The sequence below is a fragment of the Algoriphagus sp. genome, assembly GCF_030694375.1.
GTDB lineage: Bacteria > Bacteroidota > Bacteroidia > Cytophagales > Cyclobacteriaceae > Algoriphagus.
In genome coordinates, this window is the sequence record NZ_JAUXYL010000024.1 from 36,896 (window position 1) to 58,133 (window position 21,238).

A 21,238-nucleotide genomic window follows, 5' to 3' on the forward strand; every position below is an offset into this window, starting at 1 on the left:
TATTAATCCAATCTATTGCGCTCTTCGGTACTTCCCGTATTGGATCGTACTCGGAAGCTTTCTCCCTTGGCGAAGTTGTATCTCAGCGTAAATCTCAGGCCCTGATTACTTCGATATTGACGAAAATTAGTATCAATCTCCGCAAACTGAACATTGGCCCGGATGACCTGAGTTCTAAAAAGGTCAGTCCCATTGACAGAGAGTGAGAGCTGGTTTTTCATCAGCGATTTGGTGATACCGGCATCTACCCATCCAAAACCTCCTATGCTTCCTTGGCCCCAAATCTGGGGTCCAAGATACATCCCCATTACTTCAAACTTAAATCCTTTAGGCAGGGTGAAGTTTTGTTGCGATCTCACCATAAAAGAAACCTGCTCCACATCCAGAAAATCGCCCCCAATCGGAGTTTTAAATTGATTGTAATTCACCTGAAGCATGTTTGAGGTTGTCCACCATTTTTTTATTTCAACAGGCACTATTGCACGGAAATTGGCATTTCGGGTCTGGTCAAAATTATCGGTAAAGGTAGTAGTGGTCCGTTCTGCCTGATCTTGTTCAAAGACCTGCATAAATGCATCCTCGGTAACACTATATCCAAACGTAAACTGATAGGATCCTTTCACCACATGATTCATCTCAAAATTGGTGGAGTACTGTGGTGTTAAATGCGGGTTACCCCGCTCCGAAGTCAGTGGATCTATGTAGTAGACAAATGGATTTAGTAATCTGTAATTTGGTCGTGTGATTCGTCTGTTTGCGTTGTAGACGATCTGATAGTTATCACTTACCTTATGCTGAACAAAGAAGCTTGGAAACAGATTAAAATAACTTTGTTTGTTCACCTGATTCAGGGTCACTGAGTTTCCAACGATATCGGAATATTCACCTCTTAATCCTGCCTGATAGCTTAATTTCGTGTTAAACGAGCCTTTCAGAGCAGCATAAGCAGCCAGGACATTTTCGTTATAGACGAAGCGGTTAGAGTTTGGATCTTGCTCAAAAGGGCCTTCGTTTTCTGCTCTACTCAAATCCAGATTATTATCAGACTCAACCCAGCTTCCTTTTACTCCCGTTTCAACTGTTTTCCCACCCTTCAATGCCTTGGTAAAATCTACTTTAGCAGTAAAAATGGTATAATACATGTCGTTTAATGTCTGGATTTTATTGGAATTTGCAGAACCCGTCGGATCATTTTCTGACCAAAAGCTATTATCCAAAAGCGAGGAGCTTTCGCTGTCCATGATTGTAAAATCGACATCTGCTGAAATTTTGCTCCCTAAAGTATCAAGCTTTGCATCATAGTGGAGATTGGTAAACAAACGGTTTCTTTCTCCATTTGCATCATTGAAAGACTCGATATAGCTGTTAAAATCCTGTCCCGGGTTGGATATGACTGTACCCGATGAACTTGTATTGACATCCGAGGAATTAGATGCCTGTACGTTCAGCCCAAGATTTTGATTTTTATTGATTTCGTAGTTGGCACTTCCGTTAAATGATGGCGTCTTGTATCGGGAAGCTATTCTTGAATCCTGATTGAAATTGGATTGGCCTTCGGCTAGTCTGAAGTTTCTGATGATGTCTATATCATTATAGACTGCATATTCATTGTAGTTGAGTGTTCCGTTTGTAGACCATTTCCCTTTTTTCACATTCAGTGTCATTCCTGCATTGGGCGCAAACTGACCGTTGTATTGTCCTCCTACTTGAATATTCCCGAAGACCCCATCCACATTGTTCTTTTTCAATTGGATGTTGATCACACCCGCTGCACCCTCTGCGTCAAACCTGGAGGTAGGATTATTGATCACTTCGATACTTTTTATATTATCTGCAGGCATCGATCGGAGAAAATTGGCGAGGTCTGTCGCGCTCATGTAGGTTGGGCGATCGTTGATCATCACCGTGACCCCAGTCCGTCCATTCAGGTTGATAGTTCCATCCTGATCCACGTAGATTCCAGGAGATCTGCCGATGACATCCAGGGCATTTGAACCCTCAGCCATGATCGTCCCTTCTACATTGATTATGGTTTTGTCTGGCTGGATAATAATTTCCGGCCTCGAGGCTTTGACAGTCACCTCATCCAAACCCGTCATTTCATCTGAGATGGATAAGGAACCGAAGTCTTTATTAATCCCCGGAGAAAGATCAAAAGCCTCTGAACTAAAGGAAACATACCCAATCGAAGAAATTACGAGTTTCACTTTAGCGGATTTGGTAGACTCGATCAGGAAGTTCCCATTTTCATCGGAAACAGCTCCATCTACCAATGCGCCGTCCAATTGTACGAGAGCAACATTGGCGTAAGGGACCGCTTCTCCCTTTTGGTTGGCAATTTTTCCGGTAATTTTTGCCACTTCTTTTGGAGTGGCTGCCAGATTACTTATTCCCAGAAAATAAATAAGCATGGATAGAAAAAGGAAGTTGGTAGTTTTCATTTGAATAATAGATTGGCTTAGTCAATTCGATATGCCAACTCTATAGGAAAATGAAGTGCCAAGCCTACTAATAAGCTTAAAAAAGCCATTAAGGCACTTTTATACTATTCTATGTACTATACATGTCTCAAATCCGTACAGTATTTTATTCGGTTTAGGACATAAAAAATCCCCGAACAAGTCCGGGGATCTGTATTTCCAGGCAGGTTTACCTTATTTGGCAGCGGCAAAACGCTTGCTTACTTCATCCCAGTTGACTAAGTTCCAAAACGCAGCTACGTAATCCGGTCTCCTGTTTTGGTAATGCAGATAGTAGGCGTGTTCCCATACATCAAGCCCCAAGATTGGTGTTCCTGGGCAATCAGATACGTCCATCAATGGATTATCCTGATTTGGAGAAGAGCAAACGCAAAGCTCTTTTTTTGTATCTACACATAGCCAAGCCCATCCTGACCCAAATCGAGTAGCGGCAGCCTTGTTGAATGTTTCTTTGAAGGCATCAAATGATCCAAATTTGGCATCAATTGCAGCAGCAAGTTCACCGGAAGGTGATCCTCCTCCGTTTGGAGAAATTACTTGCCAAAAAAGACTGTGATTCCAATGTCCTCCTCCATTATTTCTGACAGCTGCATTTGAGCCGGCAACTTTAATCAGTTCTTCAAGAGATTTACCTTCTAAGTCAGTGCCAGCAATGGCATTGTTTAGATTGGTTACATAGGCGTTGTGGTGCTTTCCGTGGTGGATCTCCATGGTTTTTGCATCGATGTGTGGCTCTAAAGCATTAAAAGCATAAGGTAGAGCGGGAAGTGTAAAAGCCATATTATTTTTAGGTTTTGAGTTAAAGAATTTTATTGAAATAAGTCGTTAGACTCTGGTTTGTCAACCCACCTAAGCAAAAAAAGGTTCTTTAATGCCAAAAAAAGGCTTACTCCCTCAGTTTTTTGAAAAAATCCAAAACCAGTCTCTCTGACTCCGCAGCCAATATCCCGGAAAAAACCTGTGTTTTGGGATGAAGCATGGCAGGATTACTCTGCCTAAAGCCCCGCTTCGAATCTGATGCGGCAAAATATAACTCACTGAGCTGCGACCAATACAAGGCGCCTGCACACATCGGACAAGGCTCCAATGTCACATAGAGTCTGCATTCAGTCAGGTATTTGGCACCCAGGGAATTTGCGGCGGCCGTAATTGCCAGCATCTCTGCATGTGCGGTGACATCATTGAGCCTTTCAGTCTGATTGTAGGCTCTGCCTATGATTCTGTTTTTTGAAACGACTACGGCACCCACGGGTATTTCTCCTTCATCAAAGGCGATTTTGGCTTGTTTCAAAGCCTCATTCATGAAATACTCGTGGGTGTAAAGTTCCAAATTTTCAGTTATTGAAAGAATGCCAGAATCTCGTCCCGTACTCCTTTGTTGATGATAATGGCCAAGATCAAAGAGACTACTAGTCCAATCAGGGCTTTAAAAATATCTTTTCTTCCCAATCGGAAAGCTCTTACCAGCCAGGCATTTCGCTTTTTAGCCTTACCGTGTTTCCCCAAAGCAATGGCCAATTCCCTTCCTGCCAACAAGCCAATAAACACCCAAGTGGTACTCATAGGAACATTGTTGTACATTTTGAAGTAAAACAAGATCACGGCATAAACCAAGTCCACAATGGTTGCTGCACGGACATCCGTGACATTTGATTTTTCATTGACAATCTCCTGGATTTTGTCTCCTTTCATGTAGAAGAGAAATCCAAGCCCGAGAAATACAAAACCTGCATATACGGAGAATTCAACAGCATTGAGCTGCCGTGGAAGGAACACTGCGATATTTGCCGCGTCCTGCATGATCCATACAGACCAGAGCACTCCGGATGTAATCCACTGTAAATAAATCCAATAGGAAGCAGCCTGACCCTTTAGGTAATTTTTTACAAACCGCTCCAGGAGGAACCAAACCACCATTGCCAGACCAAAGGCCAAAAGATACCCGACGAAGCTTTTGAACATGACATCTACTATAGTGCCGGCTTTATAGGTAAAGACATTCAGCAAGAGGAAGGTAGTGGACACCGGCATTCGGAGACGGGTCATCACCAAAAGAACGATTGGCGCAGCGAGCTGTAAAAACACAAAACTCTCCGGTGCCTTTTCCAGACCAGGCACACTGAGACGCTGATAGGTCACATCCCCAGCATAAAAAAACCAGCTATAACTTACCGTCCCAACCCATATCAAGCCCATAAAGAGCCAAAGCAAATACCAAGGCTTCTTGTTGTTGGAGGCGATGAATGTACCTATGGTCTGAATACTGTCATTAGCAATGGCAGAATAGGCCGCCAAAGCAAAGCCAAACCACATGGCAGCATAAGTGTAGGGAGTAATCAACCCTGCTATGGATACCAGAATACAAACAGTAATCAGAAAAGGGCGCTCACTTTTGGTAAAATCAAAAAGGGAATAGGTTTTCTTAGAAAGTTTTTCCTGATTGATGTTTTGATCTATTGCTGTTTTCTTGGCCATGTTGAGGCTAGTGGGAGATTGGGCACAAAATTAAATAAGTTATCTGCATCCAATGTTAACAAATTGTTAACTAAGTGAAAATCCTTCACTTTCAGGGCAAATCCGACTTGCAAATCATGAAAAAACTTCAACTTTGACCTGAATTTCTAAGTTAAATTTGAATTTCTTCTGAGATCACTGAAATAAAAAAATTGATCTGATTTGAATTCTAAGCCTCAAGCTAGGCGTATTCTGTTAAAATAAATGGAAGAACTGTTAGAAGAGAAAACAACCAAGAGCAAGATCAGAAACTATCTGATTGTATTTCTTTCCCTTTTGCTGTTCATTTTTGCCATTGACTTGCTCACGGTGGCGATGGGGAAGTTGAATAACGATGTCGCTAAAGAAATTATTCAGGCCACCCGAAATCCATTTATCAGCTTATTTGTAGGACTGTTGGTGACTGCTTTGATTCAAAGCAGCTCTACGGTGACGGCAAGTATTGTGGCAATTGTGGCCTCCGGTAATATGACCTTACAGCAGGCCGTACCGATGGTTCTTGGGGCAAATATTGGAACCACGCTGACTTCGACACTGGTTTCTTTCACTTTTATCACCAGAAAGAAAGAATTTAAGCGAGCGCTTTCTTCAGGAATTTCTCATGACGTGTTTAATATTTTCAATGTGATAATTCTGTTCCCTTTGGAATTATACTTCAATTTTTTGTCCAATACCGCAGAAAAATTGGCAAAACTCTTTGTGTCTGATAAAGAGTTCACCGGTACTTTTGAATATAATCGAACCTTCACACGCGGAACCACAGAGTGGATCGTTGAACACATCAACATCCCATTTGTGTCCACTTTATTGGCAATTTTCCTGGTGTTTTTTTCTATTAAAGTCATGTCTACCTCTGTATACAAAACTTTTGTTTTGGATACTTTTGAAGACATTAACAAAATCATTTTTAAAAATACGGCAGTATCTTTTATCTACGGCATATTTTTTACGGCCGCAGTACAATCCAGTACGGTGACGACTTGTCTGGTTGTCCCTTTAGTTGCCAATCGTAAGGTAAGCTTGGCTAAATCCTTCCCTTTTATCATCGGAGCCAACATTGGAACAACCATCACCGCTGTCATCGCTGCAATGTATAAAACCGAGGCTGCCATTGCCTTGGCCTTCGCCCATGTGCTATTCAATTCGATCGGAGCGTTGATCTTTTTACCTTTCCCAGAAGTCAGAAATATTCCGGTAAAACTGGCTGAGTGGATGGGGAAAACCTCCGTGACACATCGAATTTTCGGATTTGCATATATTCTGCTGACCTTCTTTATTATTCCTTTCCTGCTGATTTATTTCAGTAGGGATTAGGCTTGAGAGGCGTTCCGATAGGCTTCCATAATTGCTTTTGCAGAGCTTGTGCCTATCCGGTCTGCCCCGGCTTTGATCAGCTCAAGGGCAAACTCCAATGTTTTAATCCCACCACTCGCCTTGATTCCAATTGCGGAGGAAAGGGTCTCCCGCATAAGTTTGATATCCTCCACTTTGGCTCCTGATGGGGCATATCCTGTAGAGGTTTTGACAAAATCTACTCCGGCATCCTGACAGATCATGCAAGCTTCCCGAAGCTGTTCGGGGTTCAAATAGGCAGTTTCAATGATCACCTTCAGGATTCGCTCTTCGGCATGACAAATTTTGGCAATCTGCGCGATTTCAATTTTGGGCCAGTTCATCCCCGAGTGAAAGGCAGTCTGTGACCACACCAAATCCAATTCGTCAGCACCCTGTCTGATTGCCTCGTTCGTTTCGGCAACTTTAGTCGCAGTGTCTTCAAATCCAAAGGGAAACCCGATCACTGTCACCACTTGAATATCCTGATCCCGGAGTTCCCGCTTTACTTTTTTTACCCAAAAGGAAGGAACACAGACTCCAATAAACTGCTCCTCAACGGCATCTTGGATTAATTGGTCCACCTCATGGCCCGTCATGGTCGGTCGCAGCAGTGTGGATTCCAAAAAACGATTCAAATTGTTCATGCTATTTTCATTCAATGTTATCCACAAAATCCCTGAGGTACATAAACTCCAGGGTTAAATCTCCATCCCGTGCAACTGTGGCCCGCTCCAAAATAGGGGAATTTTCTTCGAGTAAAGCCGGGACCACCCATTGTTCGAGCTGCTTGCCAAACTCAAGCGAAGATTCCCTCGGAAGTTCGCAGGGGAGATTATCAATCGCCATGACCGAAATACTGGTTTGACTTCCGAATGCCGGAATTTCGGTTCCGCTTGCCCGATCCACGTCATAGATTGGTTCCAAGATAGTCGAAGCCCGAAGTGTGGTCGGTATCGAACCCCCAATGTCACAGGTCACATCTGCAATCACCGAAAGGGCAAAATCCGGAGAATTGATGTCTTCCAATTTGAACAATCTAGGCGCATCAGGGTCCCAATATGCTGCAGCAATCAACATTTCGCCTGCTTCTGCAAACTTTAAAAAATGGCTTTCATACAGCTCAGGAGATGAATAAAACTCCTCTCGATCAAACGCCCCATCAGCTTTTCTTCTGTTGTAATCCGACGAGCTCAAGACTGTGAATACAGGCTCTTCGAAGTATAAATGCAAAAATTCATGCGTTTCGACTTCCGGTATATTCAATACCTCAAGTATTTCTTTCACTCCTTTACCTACCCGACCGGAACCAGTAACTACAATTTTGATAGGGGGGAGCTGTACCTTTTTCAATTCAAGCTTCAATTCGGAAAGGTCCATACATTCCGAAGCCCGCTTGATATCGTATAGGGCGGTTTTCTTTCCATAAGCCCAGAAGGCATTGTATGCCCCGACAATTCCAGCCCAGCGCCCAAAAGCTACTACCCGGTTTCCTTGATCGTCCTTGAGCACTTCATAATCAATGAGCCGGATATTTTTTTCTAAAATTGCCCGGAGAAGATTTTTGTTGTAGCGCTGTTTCTTGATGGTGTGGGAAAAAAAGAAATACGTTTTATCAGGATTCAACTTTTCAATCGGAACTTCCTTGACGCCAAAGAACACATCTGCATCGGAGATATCATCAGCTACTTCAATTCCCGAAGTCCTGTATTCATCATCAGAATAACAGCGAGAAGGACTGGATTCAACGATAAAAGTCAATTGATCTCCAAAGCGCTCATTTAGGCTTTTTAGTTGCCCTGGAGGAAAAGGAGTTCTTTTGTCCGGCGGGTTCTTTCCTTCACGGATTATTCCGATTTTCATAAAAATTCTGGTATACCGGGTTTAATTTTCGCAAATGTCAAATCTACTCATGGTCCTTAGTTGGGGACTGTTTTACTTTCTTCACACTGCCCTTGCAGCTTCCAAGTTAAAAAGAATTTTGAAGGCGAAATGGCCCGAGCGCTACAAATGGTACAGATTGTTCTATTCTATTTTATCGACCCTTCTATTTGTTGCAATTCTGGTACAGGCAATTTTTTTGCCTGTAGAACTGGTCTATCCCGCAACGCAGTTTGGACAATATGCCGGATACATGATCGCTACAGCCGGTGTGATCATTCTGCTGCGATCACTCAAGCAAGTATCAATGAAATCATTTCTGGGAATTCTCCCCGAGAAGATTTCGGAATCAAATCCGGAATTGATCACCTCAGGGATGTATTCACAGGTAAGACATCCGCTTTATTTTGGACTTCTACTGGTATTTGCGGGATATTTTTTGGTTTCTGGGACTATGGGTTCTTTAATCCACTTGGGCTGTCTGATCTTGTATTTACCCCTCGGAATTTATTTTGAAGAAAAAAATCTGATTTCTCTTTACGGAGAACGCTATCGGGAGTATAAAAAAGAAGTGCCTCCCTTTTTCCCTAAAATCCATAAAAAAAGGGGCTGAGCCCCTTCATTTTAATCTATTCCCAGAAAATCAATTTTAAAAACTAAAACTGAATTTGCCGGAATTCGGTTTTGCTCTCTATCTCGATATCCCCAAGGAGAAGGTATTATAAAGACTGCTTTAGAGCCAGGTCTTAACCTTCGGAATGCGATATCCCAACCCTGAATTACAGAACCAGTGTTGAACACAAATTGAAATGGAGTATAGGTCACTTTATCATTAAAAATATCTGCTTCCCGCGCCACATTTTCAATACTTGTATCAAATATCTTCTTGTCAAAAAGATACCCCGTGTAATCGGTATAGATAACCGTGTTCGTAGTGGGCCTTGTTCCCACTCCCTCCTTTTGCACAATGATCACCACCCCACTTGGGTCATGAATCCGGTACAAGCTGTCGATACGTGCAGTATCAAGGTATCCAGCAATTTTGGCGTTATCAATTTTTAGATTTGCTTCAACATCGTAGGCAGGACCTGTATTGAATGGATTGTTTGGCTCGCATGCCATCATGGAAAACATGCCCAGCAAAACCAAAATAGGAATCAGTCTTTTAATCATGGTTTAGTTTTGTGGTACCTTTTTTACTCTTGTCAAGTCCAATTCGAATATCAGGGGAGCATTTGCCGGAACAGGACCGCTTGGCTGAGAGCCATATCCGAGCCTTGAGGGGAAAATTACAGTAGCTTTCTCACCCTCTTTCATTAGCGATATGGCAAATTCAAAGCCTACAATTGCAAAGTTGAACCCCGGGCGGAATTTTAGAGGCTGGTAAGTTCGGTTAGTTGCAAAAATACCATTATCTCTGGCAACCTGTTCGATGGAGGTGTCAAAGACCTGTTTGTTGAGCAATTTACCGGTGTAATTCACAAAGACTGTATCTCCTCTTACGACACTTGCTCCAGATTCATTGGCAACCTCCCAGAACATATAAAAACCTTCCACTTCCTCTTTGTACTCCTTTACAGATGTGAAGGGGTTTTCTGAAATGTATTTTTCAATTGCCAATTTATCTTTTTCAAGAATCACTTCTTGAGTCTGATCAGGGTCAATACAGGATACAACAGAAATGGCACCCAAAAGCAAAGCTGCAAAAGCGATCAGTCGGTAGTTCATATGTTCTGGTTTGGTTTAATTTCTTACTCTACTTTAGAAATATTATTTCTGCACGTCGGTCACTTCTACGTCGAAGATGAGGATGGAGTTGGCAGGAATCATTGCCCCAGCTCCGGCTTCACCGTATGCCAAAGGCGAAGGAATCAAGAATTTTGCCTTGGATCCTTTTTTCAACAACATAAGACCTTCATCCCATCCTGGGATCACCTGACCCATTCCTACATTCACTGAAAGTGGCTCGTATGGTCTGCCTTCGCTGAAAATATTATTTGCTTTGGCGATTTCTGCCCAAGAAGTATCAAACAATGTCCCGTTCAATAGGTAACCTGCATAGTTAACATACATGGTCGTCCCCGGAGTAGTAACTTCACCCGTTCCTTCTTTTTCAATTACATAATACAGGCCATTTTCGGTCTTTTGTACCTTAAGTCCTTTTTCTGAGGCATAGGCCTCGATAGTTTTACCTTCTTCTACCAAAAGTGTTTTGGCTCTTTCCACACTTTTCGTCTGCTCTTTCATCATGACTTCCTGATAAAATGCCTGCATTGCAGAGTCCGTTTTAATATCAAATGCCCCCAATTTGACTTTAACCACATCACCTTCTTTCAGAAATGGAGGTTGGTTGCCACTGAAGATAATTTTAGCAGTGGATTCAAAATAAATGGAGTCCCCTTTTCTCAAAGCCAGGAATATTTCATCCATTCCATTCTGAGGAGTCAAGGTATCATTTGCCATTAGGTAACCTGGAAAAGGTTGGTCAATAGTACTGTAAATCACCGAGTCACTGGCTGTGGCGATTTCCAAGTTGTAAAGGAGAAAATCTCCGTTGGGAGCTTTTTCAGATCCTTGCTTAATATATTTATACTCGATTGCGTCTTTTTCAGTGACTTTTGTTTTCTGACAGGAAGACATAGTGCTCGCTCCAAACATCAGGACGAGGATTGCCAACAGGCTTTTGCTATTTTTCATAAAGGTTAGGGGAATTTTCTGTGTTTTATTTCTGTGCCTGTTTTATCCGGCAGTTAATGTTTCGGAATGAAACAATTCATCTTGGCATTTTTCAACGAGTGATTCAAATAGATCAACGGTTTCCTTCAGGCTCAAATCAGACTTTCCTCCGGCGGCATTCTTATGTCCGCCTCCGTTGAAATAGGACGCAGCAAATTTATTTACTGCTACATCACTACTGGATCTGAACGATATTTTTATCCCATCTTCCCGCTCTGAAAATAAGGCAGCAACCTTGATTCCATCCAAAGATAAGGCATAATTGACCAATCCTTCTGTGTCCCCGGTTTGGCTTTGATATTTTTTAAGATCTTTTTTACTGATCACAAAGTAAGCCGTATGTAAATCCTCGCGAACGACCAATCTCCGTGTAATGGCAAAACCGATAAATTTGAGTCGGTTGACCGAGTTGGAATCATAGATCCAATTGGAAATCTGAGAGCAATCAGCTCCTTTTTCAATAAGCTCAGCCACGACCAAATGAACATTTTTGGTGGTATTCGGATGGCGAAATCCTCCCGTATCGGTCATAATTCCGGCATAAAGACAATCTGCAATGTCCTTATCGATTAAGTCTTTGTCACCCAATTCCACAATCAGTTCGTACACCAACTCGCAAGTAGCGGCAGCCTTGGTGCTCCAATATCTGAAATCCGCAAAATCCTCCGGGTCCTGGTGATGATCGATATTGACCACAAAAGCATCGGACTTTCTGATCATCTCCCCTAACTCATTGACTCTTCCTAAAACTGAGAAGTCAAGGCAAAAGATCATATTGGCTTCTTCCAATCGAACTGAGGCTAAAGCCTGATGCTCCGAGTTACTGAAGTCAAGAACCGTTTCATTGCCCTTCATCCAAGTAAGAAAAGAAGGGTAATCAGTAGGAGTTACTACAGTCACTTCGTGCCCTTTCTTGATGAGGTAATTCGCCAAACCCAAAGATGAACCCAAGGCATCTGCGTCAGGCTTCACATGGGTAGTGATGAATATTTTCTTGGGAGAGGAAAGTTCTTTTTTAAACAAGTCTAAAGCTTCCATTAATATCATTTCAGCAGCACTTCTGGCTCTAGTGGCCTGCAAATGTCTGCAATTTTTCCAGAAATCCCAAAGACGACATCCGGCTGAAAATTAGATGAATAGGACAGAATTACAGGACATAGGCAGAAAAATGCAGGGAAATCCCCTATTTTTGCGGCCAAATTAAACCAAGATAAAAAACATCCCATGGCAAGTAACAGAACTTTCACGATGATTAAGCCGGACGCTTTCGAGGCTGGAAACTCAGGAGCTATCCTGAAAATGATTGAAGAGGCGGGCTTCAAAATTGTGGCAATGAAAGCTACCAAATTAACCCCTGAATTAGCAGGTAAATTTTACGAGGTTCACCAAGAAAGACCCTTCTACGCGGATCTATGCAAGTATATGTCCTCCGGGCCAATCATTGCTGCAATTTTGGAGAAGGACAATGCAGTAGAAGATTTTCGCGCTTTGATCGGTGCTACCAATCCTGCCAATGCTGCTGAAGGTACGATCAGAAAGATTTTTGCAAAATCCATCGAGGCAAATGCGGTGCACGGATCTGACTCCGACGAAAACGCGGCAATCGAAGGAAGCTTCTACTTTTCTCAGACTGAGCGAGTACTTTAATTAAGTTAAGGTCAAGCAAAAGCTAAAAAAGCGCTCGATTGAGCGCTTTTTTTTTATGCCTAAGTCTTGAATTTTTTGTCTTTTGTCAAAAAGGAAAGGCGTTTTACCAGCTTCCACCTGCTCCGCCTCCGCCGAAAGATCCACCGCCGAAACCGCCAAATCCGCCGCCACCGAAACCGCCTCCAAAAGACCCACGGCCCGAGGAGAAATCACCGAATTTGCCTCCACCTGAGCCCTTTAGCATATTGGCCAGCATAATGGTGGTCCAAAGATCAATGCCTCCTCCCTTTCCTCCCATGTGGTTATCGTTGTCTTTTCGGTTTTTGATCAATGGAAGGATCACAAAAATGAAAATGAACAGCAATAGAAGAAAAAATGCTCCGCCGTGATCTCCGTCCGATTCGACATCTTCTGCTTTATACTCTCCGGATGCCAATTTGAAAATCATGTCTGTGGCTTGATCCAGACCTTGATAATAGGCTTGCATTTTGAAATTGGGAAGAATTAAATTAGTTACAATCCGCTTGGCCAAGGCATCGGGCACAGCCCCTTCCATTCCATATCCTGTTGCAATGAAGACCTTTCGATCGTCCATCGCTGCCAAAATCAGAATCCCATTATTATTTTCAGCTCCGCCAATTCCCCATGCCTGGGCTAGGCGCTGGGAATAATCCGCGATTTCATATTCACCGGTAGAGCGCATCAGCACGATAGCGATCTGGGTAGAAGTACTGTCATTGTAGGCTACCAGTTTTTGCTCCAACCGGCCAATTTCGTCAGAGGATAGCGTTCCGGTAAAATCCGTCACTAATCTCGGCGGATTGGGTACGGGAGGGAAATCCTGTGCAAACGCATATCCCGTAGCAAGAAGTAATAGTGCTGATACCTGAATTTGGGCTTTACCCAAAAGATATTTCATCCGAAAGTTCGTTTTTGTTGCCGGATTCATCAAAGGGAAAATGTGCTCCCAGCTGATCTCCGGCTTGGTGTATACCTGCCATAAGGCCTTGCGTAAATTCCCCCTGACGGAAGTGATCCGCCATTAAGTCCTTGGCCTTTTCCCAAAAATCTTTAGGGACTACTGCATTGATTCCTACATCTCCGAGGATGGCAAACTTGTGGTCAATTACCGCCAAATAAAACAAGACGCCATTCCTGTCTTTGGTTTGATACATTTTCAGCGTCTCAAATACCTCTGCGGCACGGTCAAGCACATTGCCCTTGCAGTGGTTTTCGATGTGAACTTGGATTTCTCCGGAAGTTCGAGTCTCAGCAGCTTGAATTGCAGCTGTGATCTGAGCTTTTTCCTCCGGAGAAAATAATTTTTCAGCCATGATTAAAATTGAACAGTTGGTGCATTTTCAGCGCCTTCAGAAGCTTTGAATGTTCCTTTGGTCTCAAAACCATACCATCCGGCAAAAATATTGTTCGGGAAAGTTCTGATGTTAGCATTGTATGCGACGACCGATTCATTAAAATTTCTTCTCGCTACCGCAATTCGGTTTTCAGTTCCTTCGAGTTGGGCTTGAAGTTCCAGAAAGTTCTGATTGGCCTTTAAATCAGGGTATCGCTCCACGGTCACGAGTAATCGGCTCAGTGCGCCGGATAGTTGATCCTGAGCTTGCTGAAACTGAGCAAGGTTTTCCGGTGTCAGGTTGGTGGGATCAATAGTCATGGAAGTGGCCTTTGAGCGCGCTTCAATCACCCCTGTGAGCGTCTCCTGTTCAAAATCCGCATATCCTTTTACGGTGTTCACTAAATTGGGAATCAAGTCGGCCCGACGCTGGTATTGGGTTTCCACTTCAGCCCATTGTCCATTGACTTGTTCTTCCGCTTGGACAAATTGATTGTAACTTCCAACAGCCTTAGTATATAGGTATATACCCAAGACGGCAATAATTGCAACAGGGATAAGAAATTTTTTCATAGTTTCTAGGTTGTGTTTTTTAACGATTGCTTACACGGATTCTAAGCTTTGGTGTTTAAAACCCGCGTCAAAGTTATCCAAATAATCCCTCCATGAGGAATATTTAAATTTGCTTTTTGAGAAAAATACTCACTTTATAATCATCAAATTCGGTTAAATCATCACTTTGATAGCGCCTCATTTCCAATTGAATTTCCTTTCCTTCCTCTGATCTAAGCAGTTTGAAAAGTTCCGAAAGTTCCCAAAGAAAGGTAGGAATCTTATTGACGGAGAGGAGTTCATCATAGGGCAAAATCCCCGTTTTGTAGGCTGGGGAGCCCAATCGAACATCACTCACATAGTAGCGGTTTTCATCATTCGGGATTTTTCTCAAAATCAACCCGCTCATATCATATTCAAAGGGTGAATAGAAATTTTCTCCTTTTCGGATCAACGCTCTTTTTCGCTGATAATCCAAAATCATTCTAGTCCTGCCCAACACCTCAGAACCTAGACTACCTTGTCTACCCGTAGCCACAATGATGTCACTGAATGTATTTTTATCAGGATAAGAGGTGAGCACCTCCTTCATATTCAGCCCATTCAGATTGAGTGAGTTCACCCTCCCGATGTATCCGTAAAGTACCCCACCGAGCGATTGACCAAGTTGGGATTCAATGAACAGCGGAGGCATTTTAATTTCATCCGAAGTCTCCTGATTGAGTAATAGGCCATGATTGGCACCCGTATCAATCAACAGTTTAGCTTTGATCTTTGGACCGCTTTTTTGATTGATTTTGGCCTCGATATATGCCTTACTATCCTCAATAGCCATATCAAATTTTCGATAAAAGGGAGGTTTCCACTTGATCGAATTTTCTCTATAGAACTCCAAAAATCCTTCATCATAATTAATTTTGACAGGATTGAATTTGAAAAATTCATACCCGATAATCCCATAAACCGGCACTCCAATCACAGATTCCAATTCGAAAAAATCCTGTTCGAGTACCAATAAGCTCTGCATCCTTCCCACAATAGGACCAAGATCCAAGGTGTTGATCGGTGATACTTGCGCCATAATGACCGTAGATCCATCCGCGCCAGCAATACTAAGCCGTCGGGTGTAATCCAAACCTAATGCATCACCCAAAGTTTTGCTGAACAATATGTTTGAGCGTACACCTGTGTCGACAAGAAAATTGATCGACTCGCTACCATTAATCGAAACAGGCAGAATAATCAGGCTATTGGAGCTGTAAAAAGGAATTCTGACTTTTCGTGCTTCCTCTTTCATGAAAAATCCAGGCACCTGAGCCTCCGTAAAGGCTTTAAAATTGAAAGATAAAAGGACAAGGAGGAAAATCTTTCTTGAAATCATTTGGGTTGGGGTGATCTCCGACAGAAGATAATGAGATTTCTTTTAAGGTTATACTCCATAAACTCAAATTGCCTACCCAAAAGTTGGAATAAGATTGAAAATTCTTTTCACTAATTTAGACTGAAATCAAATTACCCAGAAAACGCAGGGCGATTTGCCAAAAAAACAGGAATGCCTCATCTTTAATTCTTAATCATCAATTCAAAAATGGCGGATACAGTTCTAATTGATAAAGCGAAAAAGATTTTCGAAAACTTCCTGATTAAACAGGGTAACAGAAAAACTCCGGAACGATTTTCAGTCATTGATGAACTGTACATTTTACCCGAAGACGAACACATTGACGTGGAAGGCCTTTTCTTGAAAATGAGAAACAAAGGTTATACAATCAGTCGTGCTACTATTTACAATACCTTGGATCTTCTGGTCGAAAGCGGATTGGCGGTCAAGCATCAGTTCAAAGATAAAGTGGCGCTCTACGAGCAGGCGCTGACTTACAAGCACCACGACCATCATGTCTGCAATCAATGCCAAAAAATCCGTGAATTTTCCGATCCGAAAATCAATGAAATCAAGGATTCCACAGGCCGGGATTTCAAATCCCAAATCACCAGCCATTCTTTGGTTCTCTATGGCGATTGTAGAATTGAAAACTGCGAAAATCTCAGTGCGCTCCAGGCCTTTTGAAAATCTTTTTGTAAATCGGCTTCCGAAAAGCAAACTGAAGCCATAAGGCTGGATAAAGTGCGTAGGTCAATAAACGAAAAGGTGCCTCATACTCAATCTCATCGCGAATAATCGAACCGATCCCCGATGAAATTATCCGATGCTTGTGTTTCCATTTTTTAAGGAAGAAAGGTAATTCTACGCCTTTGTCTACAAAGAAAAACTCCAGCGGGGTGGTACTGTCTTCTGTGATTTCACTGGTCCACTTTTGTTTAAAAAAAATAAAATTAAGTTCCAGAGTAACCAGATCACCCTTTCGTGAGCCATCAAATCGCAACAGCTTCACCGGAGGAAATGGCGGACTGAGCTTTTTGAAAAGCGACTCATTGAATCCGGCTTTCACCTCAAGATAGCCTTGCTCGACAGGAGATTCTATTTGTATTTGCATCAGAAACTAAGGATAAACAGGAAAAATAAAATCAACCAAATCGCATCCATAAAATGCCAGTAAACGGTAAATAACCGAATTCTCATTTTTTCAAACGGGTTGGTCACCAAGATCAATTTTCGGATCCCATCTTCTTGGGTTTTGCGAAGCTGTACCAATAATATTAATGCAAAGATCATTGCCCCCAACAAATGGAAGATGTGAATCCCGGAAAGTAAATATAAAAAACTGCCACTGGGAAGCCCCGTAAAATTTATACCCATGTCAGTTAATTCCTTCCATCCTGCAAACTGAAGGATAGTGAAAGTCACTCCCAGAAAAAAGGTGTTCCGCAATGAGCCTTCCAATTTGGGAATGTTTTCTTCCTGATAATGTAGTCTCATTTTGGTCGCTGTATACCCCGAAAGGATCAACATGAAGGTAGAAATCAGAAATGCTACAGGGATCTTGTGATTCAAGCCTTCTAGCTGATTAATTCCGGAGGAGATGAAAGCTACGGCTAAGAATAAAAAAATCAGCCCGCTACCAAACATCCCCAAATAAAGTAAAGTCTCATAGGGATGGAGATTCTCCACCCGTTGAAGCCAGGTTTGGGGTTCTTTGGTTCGATTCATCTGGTAAAAAACATTTTAAAGGGTGCTTGGTTCAGAAAATTATCAAATACTCGACCGCTAACCTTAAAAAGGTCAAAATACCCTAAATTTGGCACTTCCAATTTTCCTCTAACATTTCCAGCCTTGGATCGTCAGTCCTTTATCAGCATTTACCAGTCAGACCCTATTTTTCAGACACTTGCCCATCAGCTAGCGTCTACCGAAACGATTAAACTCCAACTTCGGGGACTATCAGGAAGCTTGGACATGGTTCTTTTAGCTTCTTATTTTGAAAAAAGTGGTGGTTTTCACCTCATCATCGCTCAAGATAAAGAGGAGGCGGCCTACCTGAATTCAGATTTGCAAAACCTCCTTCACACGGAGGTTCACATGATTTTCCCCGGCAGTTTTAAACGCCCCTATCAATACGATGAAGTAGACAATGCCAATGTCCTGATGCGGGCCGAAATCCTGAACCATATTTTGGAGACAAAAGGAGAATCTCGCATAATCATCACTTATCCAGAGGCACTCTACGAAAAAGTGATCAATAAGCGGTCACTCGTAGAAAACACCTTCTCGGTAAGAGTCGGTGAATCGGTCGATATGGAGTTTGTGTCAGAACTTTTGGCCAGCTATGATTTTGAGCGAACCGACTTCGTCTATGAACCCGGGCAATTTGCCATACGGGGAGGGATTCTGGATGTGTTTTCTTTCAGCAACGAGCATCCCTATCGCCTCGAACTTTTCGGCAAAGAAGTGGAAAGTATCCGAACCTTTGATCCGGAAACCCAACTTTCAATTGCAAGTGTGGAGTTGATTTCCCTGATCCCAAATGTACAGACGAAGCTGCTTCAGGAGGTACGGCAATCATTTCTGAGCTTTCTGCCTGAAAACGCGACTATTTGGATCAAGGATTATCAGCTGACAGTCGACGTGATGGATGAATCCTTTCACAAAGCTGAACAGGCATTTACCCAAATTGTATCCAAATCTCACACCGAAAATTTATTGCTGAAGCCTACAGATTTGTTTGATCGGGGAGCGGACTTTTCAGCCATCATCAGCAGATTTTCAAGTGTTGAATTTGGCAGGCAATTTTATTTGAAAACAGAAAATAAAATAAACTGGGAAAGTCAGCCTCAGCCCTCTTTCAATAAGAATTTCGACCTGCTCGTCGCCAATCTTTCAGACAACGAAAAGCAAGGGTTCACCAATTTAATTACGGCTGAGAACGAAAAGCAAATCGACCGGCTACTTGGAATTTTTCATGAATTGGATCCTACTCTTCATGTTCAAAGCATGCTTTTGGGGCTAAGGGAGGGATTTGTAGACAAGCAGGGAAAAATCGTATGCTACACCGATCACCAGTTATTTGAACGTTTTCACAGATATAAATCAAGGGCAAAAGCCAGTAAATCCAAAGCCCTCACCATCAAGGAGCTGAAAGCCCTCCACCCCGGCGATTACATTGTTCACATTGATTATGGCGTTGGACGCTTTGCGGGTTTGGAAAAGGTCGACGTCAACGGCAAGATGCAAGAAGCTGTCCGACTGATCTTTCGGGATGATGACCTTTTGTACGTCAACATCCATTCCCTCCACAAAATCTCAAAATATTCCGGTCAGGAGGGGCAAGTACCTTCCATGTCGAAATTGGGTTCTCCCGAGTGGGAAAACAAAAAATCCCGCGCCAAAAAACAGGTAAAAGACATTGCAAAGGATCTGATCGCGCTCTATGCCAAGCGAAGATCTGCACATGGGTTTGCCTTCTCGAGAGATTCTGTTTTACAGGTGGAATTGGAATCTTCCTTCATCTATGAAGATACGCCTGATCAGGCTTTGGCCACTTCAGATGTCAAATCTGATATGGAAAAAACATATCCAATGGACCGATTGGTATGTGGAGACGTGGGATTCGGAAAGACTGAAGTCGCCATCCGTGCGGCCTTTAAAGCAGTCAATGACCGCAAGCAAGTGGCCATTTTGGTCCCAACCACCATTTTGGCAATGCAGCATTTCCACACCTTCAGCGAAAGATTGGAAAATCTTCCTGTCAAGGTGGAATACATCAACCGTTTTCGCTCTGCTAAAGAAATAAAGGAAATCATTGCTCAGGTGAAAACCGGCGAGATCGACATCCTGGTTGGCACACATAAAATCGTCAATAAAGACATCGTTTTTAGAGATCTCGGTCTGTTGATCATCGATGAGGAGCAGAAGTTTGGTGTCAAAGTCAAAGACCAACTCAAAAACCTGAGAGTCAATGTGGATGTACTAACACTGACCGCTACCCCTATCCCCAGAACCCTGCACTTCTCGCTGATGGGTGCACGGGATCTTTCTGTGATTGCTACTGCTCCCCCCAATCGACAACCTGTCACCACCGAAGTCCAGACCTTCCAAGAGCCTGTGATCCGTGATGCCGTTGCTTATGAGTTGAGAAGAGGAGGGCAGGTTTTCTTTGTGCACAATCGTGTCGGGGAGATTGACAGCATTGCCAACCTGATCATGAAGCTGGTGCCGGATGCCCGAGTTATCAGTGCTCATGGTCAAATGGATGGTAAAAAGCTTGAAAAAGTAATGGTAGATTTCATCAATCATGAATATGACGTATTGGTCTCTACCAATATCATCGAGTCAGGACTGGATATTCCGAATGCCAATACGATCATCATCAACCGGGCCCACATGTTTGGATTGAGCGACTTGCATCAGATGCGTGGCCGGGTAGGGCGAAGCAATAAAAAAGCATTCTGCTACCTTTTGACCAGTCCGATGTCAGGTTTGACTGCGGAGGCCAGAAAAAGGCTTCAAACCTTGGAGGAGTTTTCGGATTTAGGTGACGGATTCAAAGTAGCGATGAAAGATCTGGACATTCGGGGAGCGGGAAATTTACTGGGTGCCGAGCAAAGCGGATTTATCACAGATCTGGGATTTGAGATGTATCATAAAATTCTCGATGAAGCTGTACAGGAATTGAAGGAAAATGAATTTGCCGCACTTTTTGAAACAGATTTGAGCGAAAGAGTGAAGGTATTGGTTCAGGATTGTACCATAGAAACCGACTTGGAACTGTTGATTCCTGAAACATACGTGACCAATATCAGTGAACGTTTGGGGCTATATTCCAAACTCGATGCAATCAAAAATGAAGAAGATCTCACCAAGTTTTCGCTAATGCTTCAGGATCGTTTTGGTCCATTCCCACAGGCAGTCAGTGACTTAATGGAGACAGTTCGTTTACGTTGGTTAGCAGAAAAGCTTGGAATTGAGAAGCTTGTCTTGAAAGGAAGGCAAATGAAGTGCTATCTTTTGCCCTCCAATCGAGATGACTTCTATTCCTCCTCTGCTTTTGGTAAAATCATGAAGTTTGCACAAGTCCATAGTAAGCAGTGTAAAATAAAAGAACACAAAAACCGTTTGATTCTTACCATCGAAGGAGTCCCGACCATTCAAAAGGCCCAAAAGGTTCTTTTGGAAATGAGTTTATAAGAAATTTATCAAAATTTAACTGGCATAAATATTGCATTTTCGATTATGAATTTTGTTGAATTTGCCTCAAATGATTCAATTGGGGCCATTTTGAATAAACCTGAAAATTGAAAAGCGTTGGAAGTAGGTTCCAATGCATCTATATTAGCATTCTGAAAT

21 protein-coding genes are annotated in these 21,238 nt (G+C 42.6%); 5 read left to right on the plus strand and 16 right to left on the minus strand.

The genetic code is table 11. From position 1 onward, the window contains the following. Window positions 1–2 precede the first annotated feature (2 nt). From Q8M62_RS09195 to Q8M62_RS09210, 4 genes are all read right to left on the minus strand, one after another. Window positions 3–2,441: an outer membrane beta-barrel protein gene (locus Q8M62_RS09195; RefSeq protein WP_304901441.1), complete on the minus strand. Its 2,439-nt coding sequence runs from the start codon at window positions 2,439–2,441 to the stop codon at window positions 3–5. Window positions 2,442–2,654: 213 nt separating this feature from the next. Further along, on the minus strand, window positions 2,655–3,260 hold the full coding sequence (locus Q8M62_RS09200; RefSeq protein WP_304901442.1) for a superoxide dismutase: 606 nt from the start codon (window positions 3,258–3,260) through the stop codon (window positions 2,655–2,657). A gap of 106 nt (window positions 3,261–3,366) precedes the next feature. Then, window positions 3,367–3,810: a nucleoside deaminase gene (locus tag Q8M62_RS09205; protein ID WP_304901443.1), complete on the minus strand. Its 444-nt coding sequence runs from the start codon at window positions 3,808–3,810 to the stop codon at window positions 3,367–3,369. Window positions 3,811–3,818: 8 nt separating this feature from the next. Then, window positions 3,819–4,955: a hypothetical protein gene (locus tag Q8M62_RS09210; RefSeq protein ID WP_304901444.1), complete on the minus strand. Its 1,137-nt coding sequence runs from the start codon at window positions 4,953–4,955 to the stop codon at window positions 3,819–3,821. Between the two features lie 243 nt (window positions 4,956–5,198). On the opposite strand from Q8M62_RS09210, the gene Q8M62_RS09215 reads away from it, so the two are divergent. Next, window positions 5,199–6,308: a Na/Pi symporter gene (locus Q8M62_RS09215; RefSeq protein ID WP_304901445.1), complete on the plus strand. Its 1,110-nt coding sequence runs from the start codon at window positions 5,199–5,201 to the stop codon at window positions 6,306–6,308. Here the strand turns inward: Q8M62_RS09215 and deoC are convergent. Continuing rightward, window positions 6,305–6,973, minus strand: a complete 669-nt coding sequence (gene deoC / locus Q8M62_RS09220) for a deoxyribose-phosphate aldolase (RefSeq protein WP_304901446.1) — start codon at window positions 6,971–6,973, stop codon at window positions 6,305–6,307. The genes Q8M62_RS09215 and deoC overlap by 4 nt on opposite strands. 7 nt (window positions 6,974–6,980) lie before the next feature. Next, window positions 6,981–8,189: an NAD(P)-dependent oxidoreductase gene (locus tag Q8M62_RS09225; protein ID WP_304901447.1), complete on the minus strand. Its 1,209-nt coding sequence runs from the start codon at window positions 8,187–8,189 to the stop codon at window positions 6,981–6,983. A 34-nt stretch (window positions 8,190–8,223) separates the two neighbouring features. Here Q8M62_RS09225 and Q8M62_RS09230 point away from each other — a divergent pair, with 34 nt between their 5' ends. Further along, entirely contained in the window at window positions 8,224–8,820 is a 597-nt protein-coding gene (locus Q8M62_RS09230; protein ID WP_304901448.1) for an isoprenylcysteine carboxylmethyltransferase family protein, read from the plus strand. A gap of 11 nt (window positions 8,821–8,831) precedes the next feature. Here Q8M62_RS09230 and Q8M62_RS09235 read toward each other — a convergent pair whose 3' ends face one another. From Q8M62_RS09235 to Q8M62_RS09250, 4 genes are read right to left on the minus strand one after another with little or no spacing between them, the layout of a single operon-like run. After that, the gene (locus Q8M62_RS09235) at window positions 8,832–9,380 is read right to left on the minus strand and encodes an FKBP-type peptidyl-prolyl cis-trans isomerase (RefSeq protein ID WP_304901449.1); all 549 of its coding nucleotides are present in this window, start codon (window positions 9,378–9,380) and stop codon (window positions 8,832–8,834) included. A gap of 3 nt (window positions 9,381–9,383) precedes the next feature. Then, window positions 9,384–9,935: an FKBP-type peptidyl-prolyl cis-trans isomerase gene (locus tag Q8M62_RS09240; RefSeq protein ID WP_304901450.1), complete on the minus strand. Its 552-nt coding sequence runs from the start codon at window positions 9,933–9,935 to the stop codon at window positions 9,384–9,386. A 42-nt stretch (window positions 9,936–9,977) separates the two neighbouring features. Next, window positions 9,978–10,904, minus strand: coding sequence for an FKBP-type peptidyl-prolyl cis-trans isomerase (locus Q8M62_RS09245; RefSeq protein ID WP_304901451.1), 927 nt, complete (start codon window positions 10,902–10,904; stop codon window positions 9,978–9,980). A gap of 42 nt (window positions 10,905–10,946) precedes the next feature. Beyond that, window positions 10,947–11,981, minus strand: a complete 1,035-nt coding sequence (locus Q8M62_RS09250; protein WP_304901452.1) for a bifunctional oligoribonuclease/PAP phosphatase NrnA — start codon at window positions 11,979–11,981, stop codon at window positions 10,947–10,949. A 186-nt stretch (window positions 11,982–12,167) separates the two neighbouring features. Between Q8M62_RS09250 and Q8M62_RS09255 the strand changes: the two genes are divergently transcribed. Next, window positions 12,168–12,590: a nucleoside-diphosphate kinase gene (locus Q8M62_RS09255; protein ID WP_304901453.1), complete on the plus strand. Its 423-nt coding sequence runs from the start codon at window positions 12,168–12,170 to the stop codon at window positions 12,588–12,590. Between the two features lie 103 nt (window positions 12,591–12,693). Here the strand turns inward: Q8M62_RS09255 and Q8M62_RS09260 are convergent, their stop codons facing one another. From Q8M62_RS09260 to Q8M62_RS09275, 4 genes are all read right to left on the minus strand, one after another. Next, window positions 12,694–13,509: a YgcG family protein gene (locus Q8M62_RS09260; RefSeq protein WP_304901454.1), complete on the minus strand. Its 816-nt coding sequence runs from the start codon at window positions 13,507–13,509 to the stop codon at window positions 12,694–12,696. Further along, the gene (locus Q8M62_RS09265) at window positions 13,490–13,924 is read right to left on the minus strand and encodes a TPM domain-containing protein (protein WP_304901455.1); all 435 of its coding nucleotides are present in this window, start codon (window positions 13,922–13,924) and stop codon (window positions 13,490–13,492) included. The genes Q8M62_RS09260 and Q8M62_RS09265 overlap by 20 nt, the downstream gene beginning before the upstream one ends. Before the next feature lie 2 nt (window positions 13,925–13,926). After that, complete coding sequence (locus tag Q8M62_RS09270) at window positions 13,927–14,517, minus strand: LemA family protein (RefSeq protein WP_092733095.1); 591 nt, start codon at window positions 14,515–14,517, stop codon at window positions 13,927–13,929. A 103-nt stretch (window positions 14,518–14,620) separates the two neighbouring features. After that, the gene (locus Q8M62_RS09275; protein ID WP_304901456.1) at window positions 14,621–15,877 is read right to left on the minus strand and encodes an aspartyl protease family protein; all 1,257 of its coding nucleotides are present in this window, start codon (window positions 15,875–15,877) and stop codon (window positions 14,621–14,623) included. 207 nt (window positions 15,878–16,084) lie between these two features. On the opposite strand from Q8M62_RS09275, the gene Q8M62_RS09280 reads away from it, so the two are divergent. After that, the gene (locus Q8M62_RS09280; protein WP_304901457.1) at window positions 16,085–16,564 is read left to right on the plus strand and encodes a Fur family transcriptional regulator; all 480 of its coding nucleotides are present in this window, start codon (window positions 16,085–16,087) and stop codon (window positions 16,562–16,564) included. Here the strand turns inward: Q8M62_RS09280 and Q8M62_RS09285 are convergent. Further along, window positions 16,542–16,991 carry a hypothetical protein gene (locus Q8M62_RS09285; protein ID WP_304901458.1) on the minus strand — a complete coding sequence of 150 codons (450 nt, stop codon included), beginning with the start codon at window positions 16,989–16,991 and terminating at the stop codon, window positions 16,542–16,544. The genes Q8M62_RS09280 and Q8M62_RS09285 overlap by 23 nt on opposite strands. Further along, window positions 16,991–17,605, minus strand: coding sequence for a cytochrome c oxidase subunit 3 (locus Q8M62_RS09290; protein WP_304901459.1), 615 nt, complete (start codon window positions 17,603–17,605; stop codon window positions 16,991–16,993). Before Q8M62_RS09290 ends, Q8M62_RS09285 begins: the two co-directional genes overlap by 1 nt. Window positions 17,606–17,728: 123 nt before the next feature. Between Q8M62_RS09290 and mfd the strand changes: the two genes are divergently transcribed. Continuing rightward, complete coding sequence (gene mfd, locus Q8M62_RS09295; protein WP_304901460.1) at window positions 17,729–21,079, plus strand: transcription-repair coupling factor; 3,351 nt, start codon at window positions 17,729–17,731, stop codon at window positions 21,077–21,079. Window positions 21,080–21,238 lie beyond the last annotated feature (159 nt).

Excerpts from the sequence above, each read along its gene's own strand:
- Q8M62_RS09195 (WP_304901441.1), bottom strand. The coding sequence starts at position 2,441 with ATGAAAACTACCAACTTCCTTTTTCTATCCATGCTTATTTATTTTCTG.
- Q8M62_RS09230 (WP_304901448.1), top strand. The coding sequence starts at position 8,224 with ATGTCAAATCTACTCATGGTCCTTAGTTGGGGACTGTTTTACTTTCTT.
- Q8M62_RS09265 (WP_304901455.1), bottom strand. The coding sequence starts at position 13,924 with ATGGCTGAAAAATTATTTTCTCCGGAGGAAAAAGCTCAGATCACAGCT.
- Q8M62_RS09215 (WP_304901445.1), top strand. The coding sequence starts at position 5,199 with ATGGAAGAACTGTTAGAAGAGAAAACAACCAAGAGCAAGATCAGAAAC.
- Q8M62_RS09210 (WP_304901444.1), bottom strand. The coding sequence starts at position 4,955 with ATGGCCAAGAAAACAGCAATAGATCAAAACATCAATCAGGAAAAACTT.
- deoC (WP_304901446.1), bottom strand. The coding sequence starts at position 6,973 with ATGAACAATTTGAATCGTTTTTTGGAATCCACACTGCTGCGACCGACC.
- Q8M62_RS09200 (WP_304901442.1), bottom strand. The coding sequence starts at position 3,260 with ATGGCTTTTACACTTCCCGCTCTACCTTATGCTTTTAATGCTTTAGAG.
- Q8M62_RS09260 (WP_304901454.1), bottom strand. The coding sequence starts at position 13,509 with ATGAAATATCTTTTGGGTAAAGCCCAAATTCAGGTATCAGCACTATTA.
- Q8M62_RS09255 (WP_304901453.1), top strand. The coding sequence starts at position 12,168 with ATGGCAAGTAACAGAACTTTCACGATGATTAAGCCGGACGCTTTCGAG.
- Q8M62_RS09280 (WP_304901457.1), top strand. The coding sequence starts at position 16,085 with ATGGCGGATACAGTTCTAATTGATAAAGCGAAAAAGATTTTCGAAAAC.
- Q8M62_RS09270 (WP_092733095.1), bottom strand. The coding sequence starts at position 14,517 with ATGAAAAAATTTCTTATCCCTGTTGCAATTATTGCCGTCTTGGGTATA.
- Q8M62_RS09235 (WP_304901449.1), bottom strand. The coding sequence starts at position 9,380 with ATGATTAAAAGACTGATTCCTATTTTGGTTTTGCTGGGCATGTTTTCC.
- Q8M62_RS09285 (WP_304901458.1), bottom strand. The coding sequence starts at position 16,991 with ATGCAAATACAAATAGAATCTCCTGTCGAGCAAGGCTATCTTGAGGTG.
- Q8M62_RS09290 (WP_304901459.1), bottom strand. The coding sequence starts at position 17,605 with ATGAATCGAACCAAAGAACCCCAAACCTGGCTTCAACGGGTGGAGAAT.
- Q8M62_RS09240 (WP_304901450.1), bottom strand. The coding sequence starts at position 9,935 with ATGAACTACCGACTGATCGCTTTTGCAGCTTTGCTTTTGGGTGCCATT.
- Q8M62_RS09245 (WP_304901451.1), bottom strand. The coding sequence starts at position 10,904 with ATGAAAAATAGCAAAAGCCTGTTGGCAATCCTCGTCCTGATGTTTGGA.
- Q8M62_RS09225 (WP_304901447.1), bottom strand. The coding sequence starts at position 8,189 with ATGAAAATCGGAATAATCCGTGAAGGAAAGAACCCGCCGGACAAAAGA.
- Q8M62_RS09275 (WP_304901456.1), bottom strand. The coding sequence starts at position 15,877 with ATGATTTCAAGAAAGATTTTCCTCCTTGTCCTTTTATCTTTCAATTTT.
- Q8M62_RS09250 (WP_304901452.1), bottom strand. The coding sequence starts at position 11,981 with ATGGAAGCTTTAGACTTGTTTAAAAAAGAACTTTCCTCTCCCAAGAAA.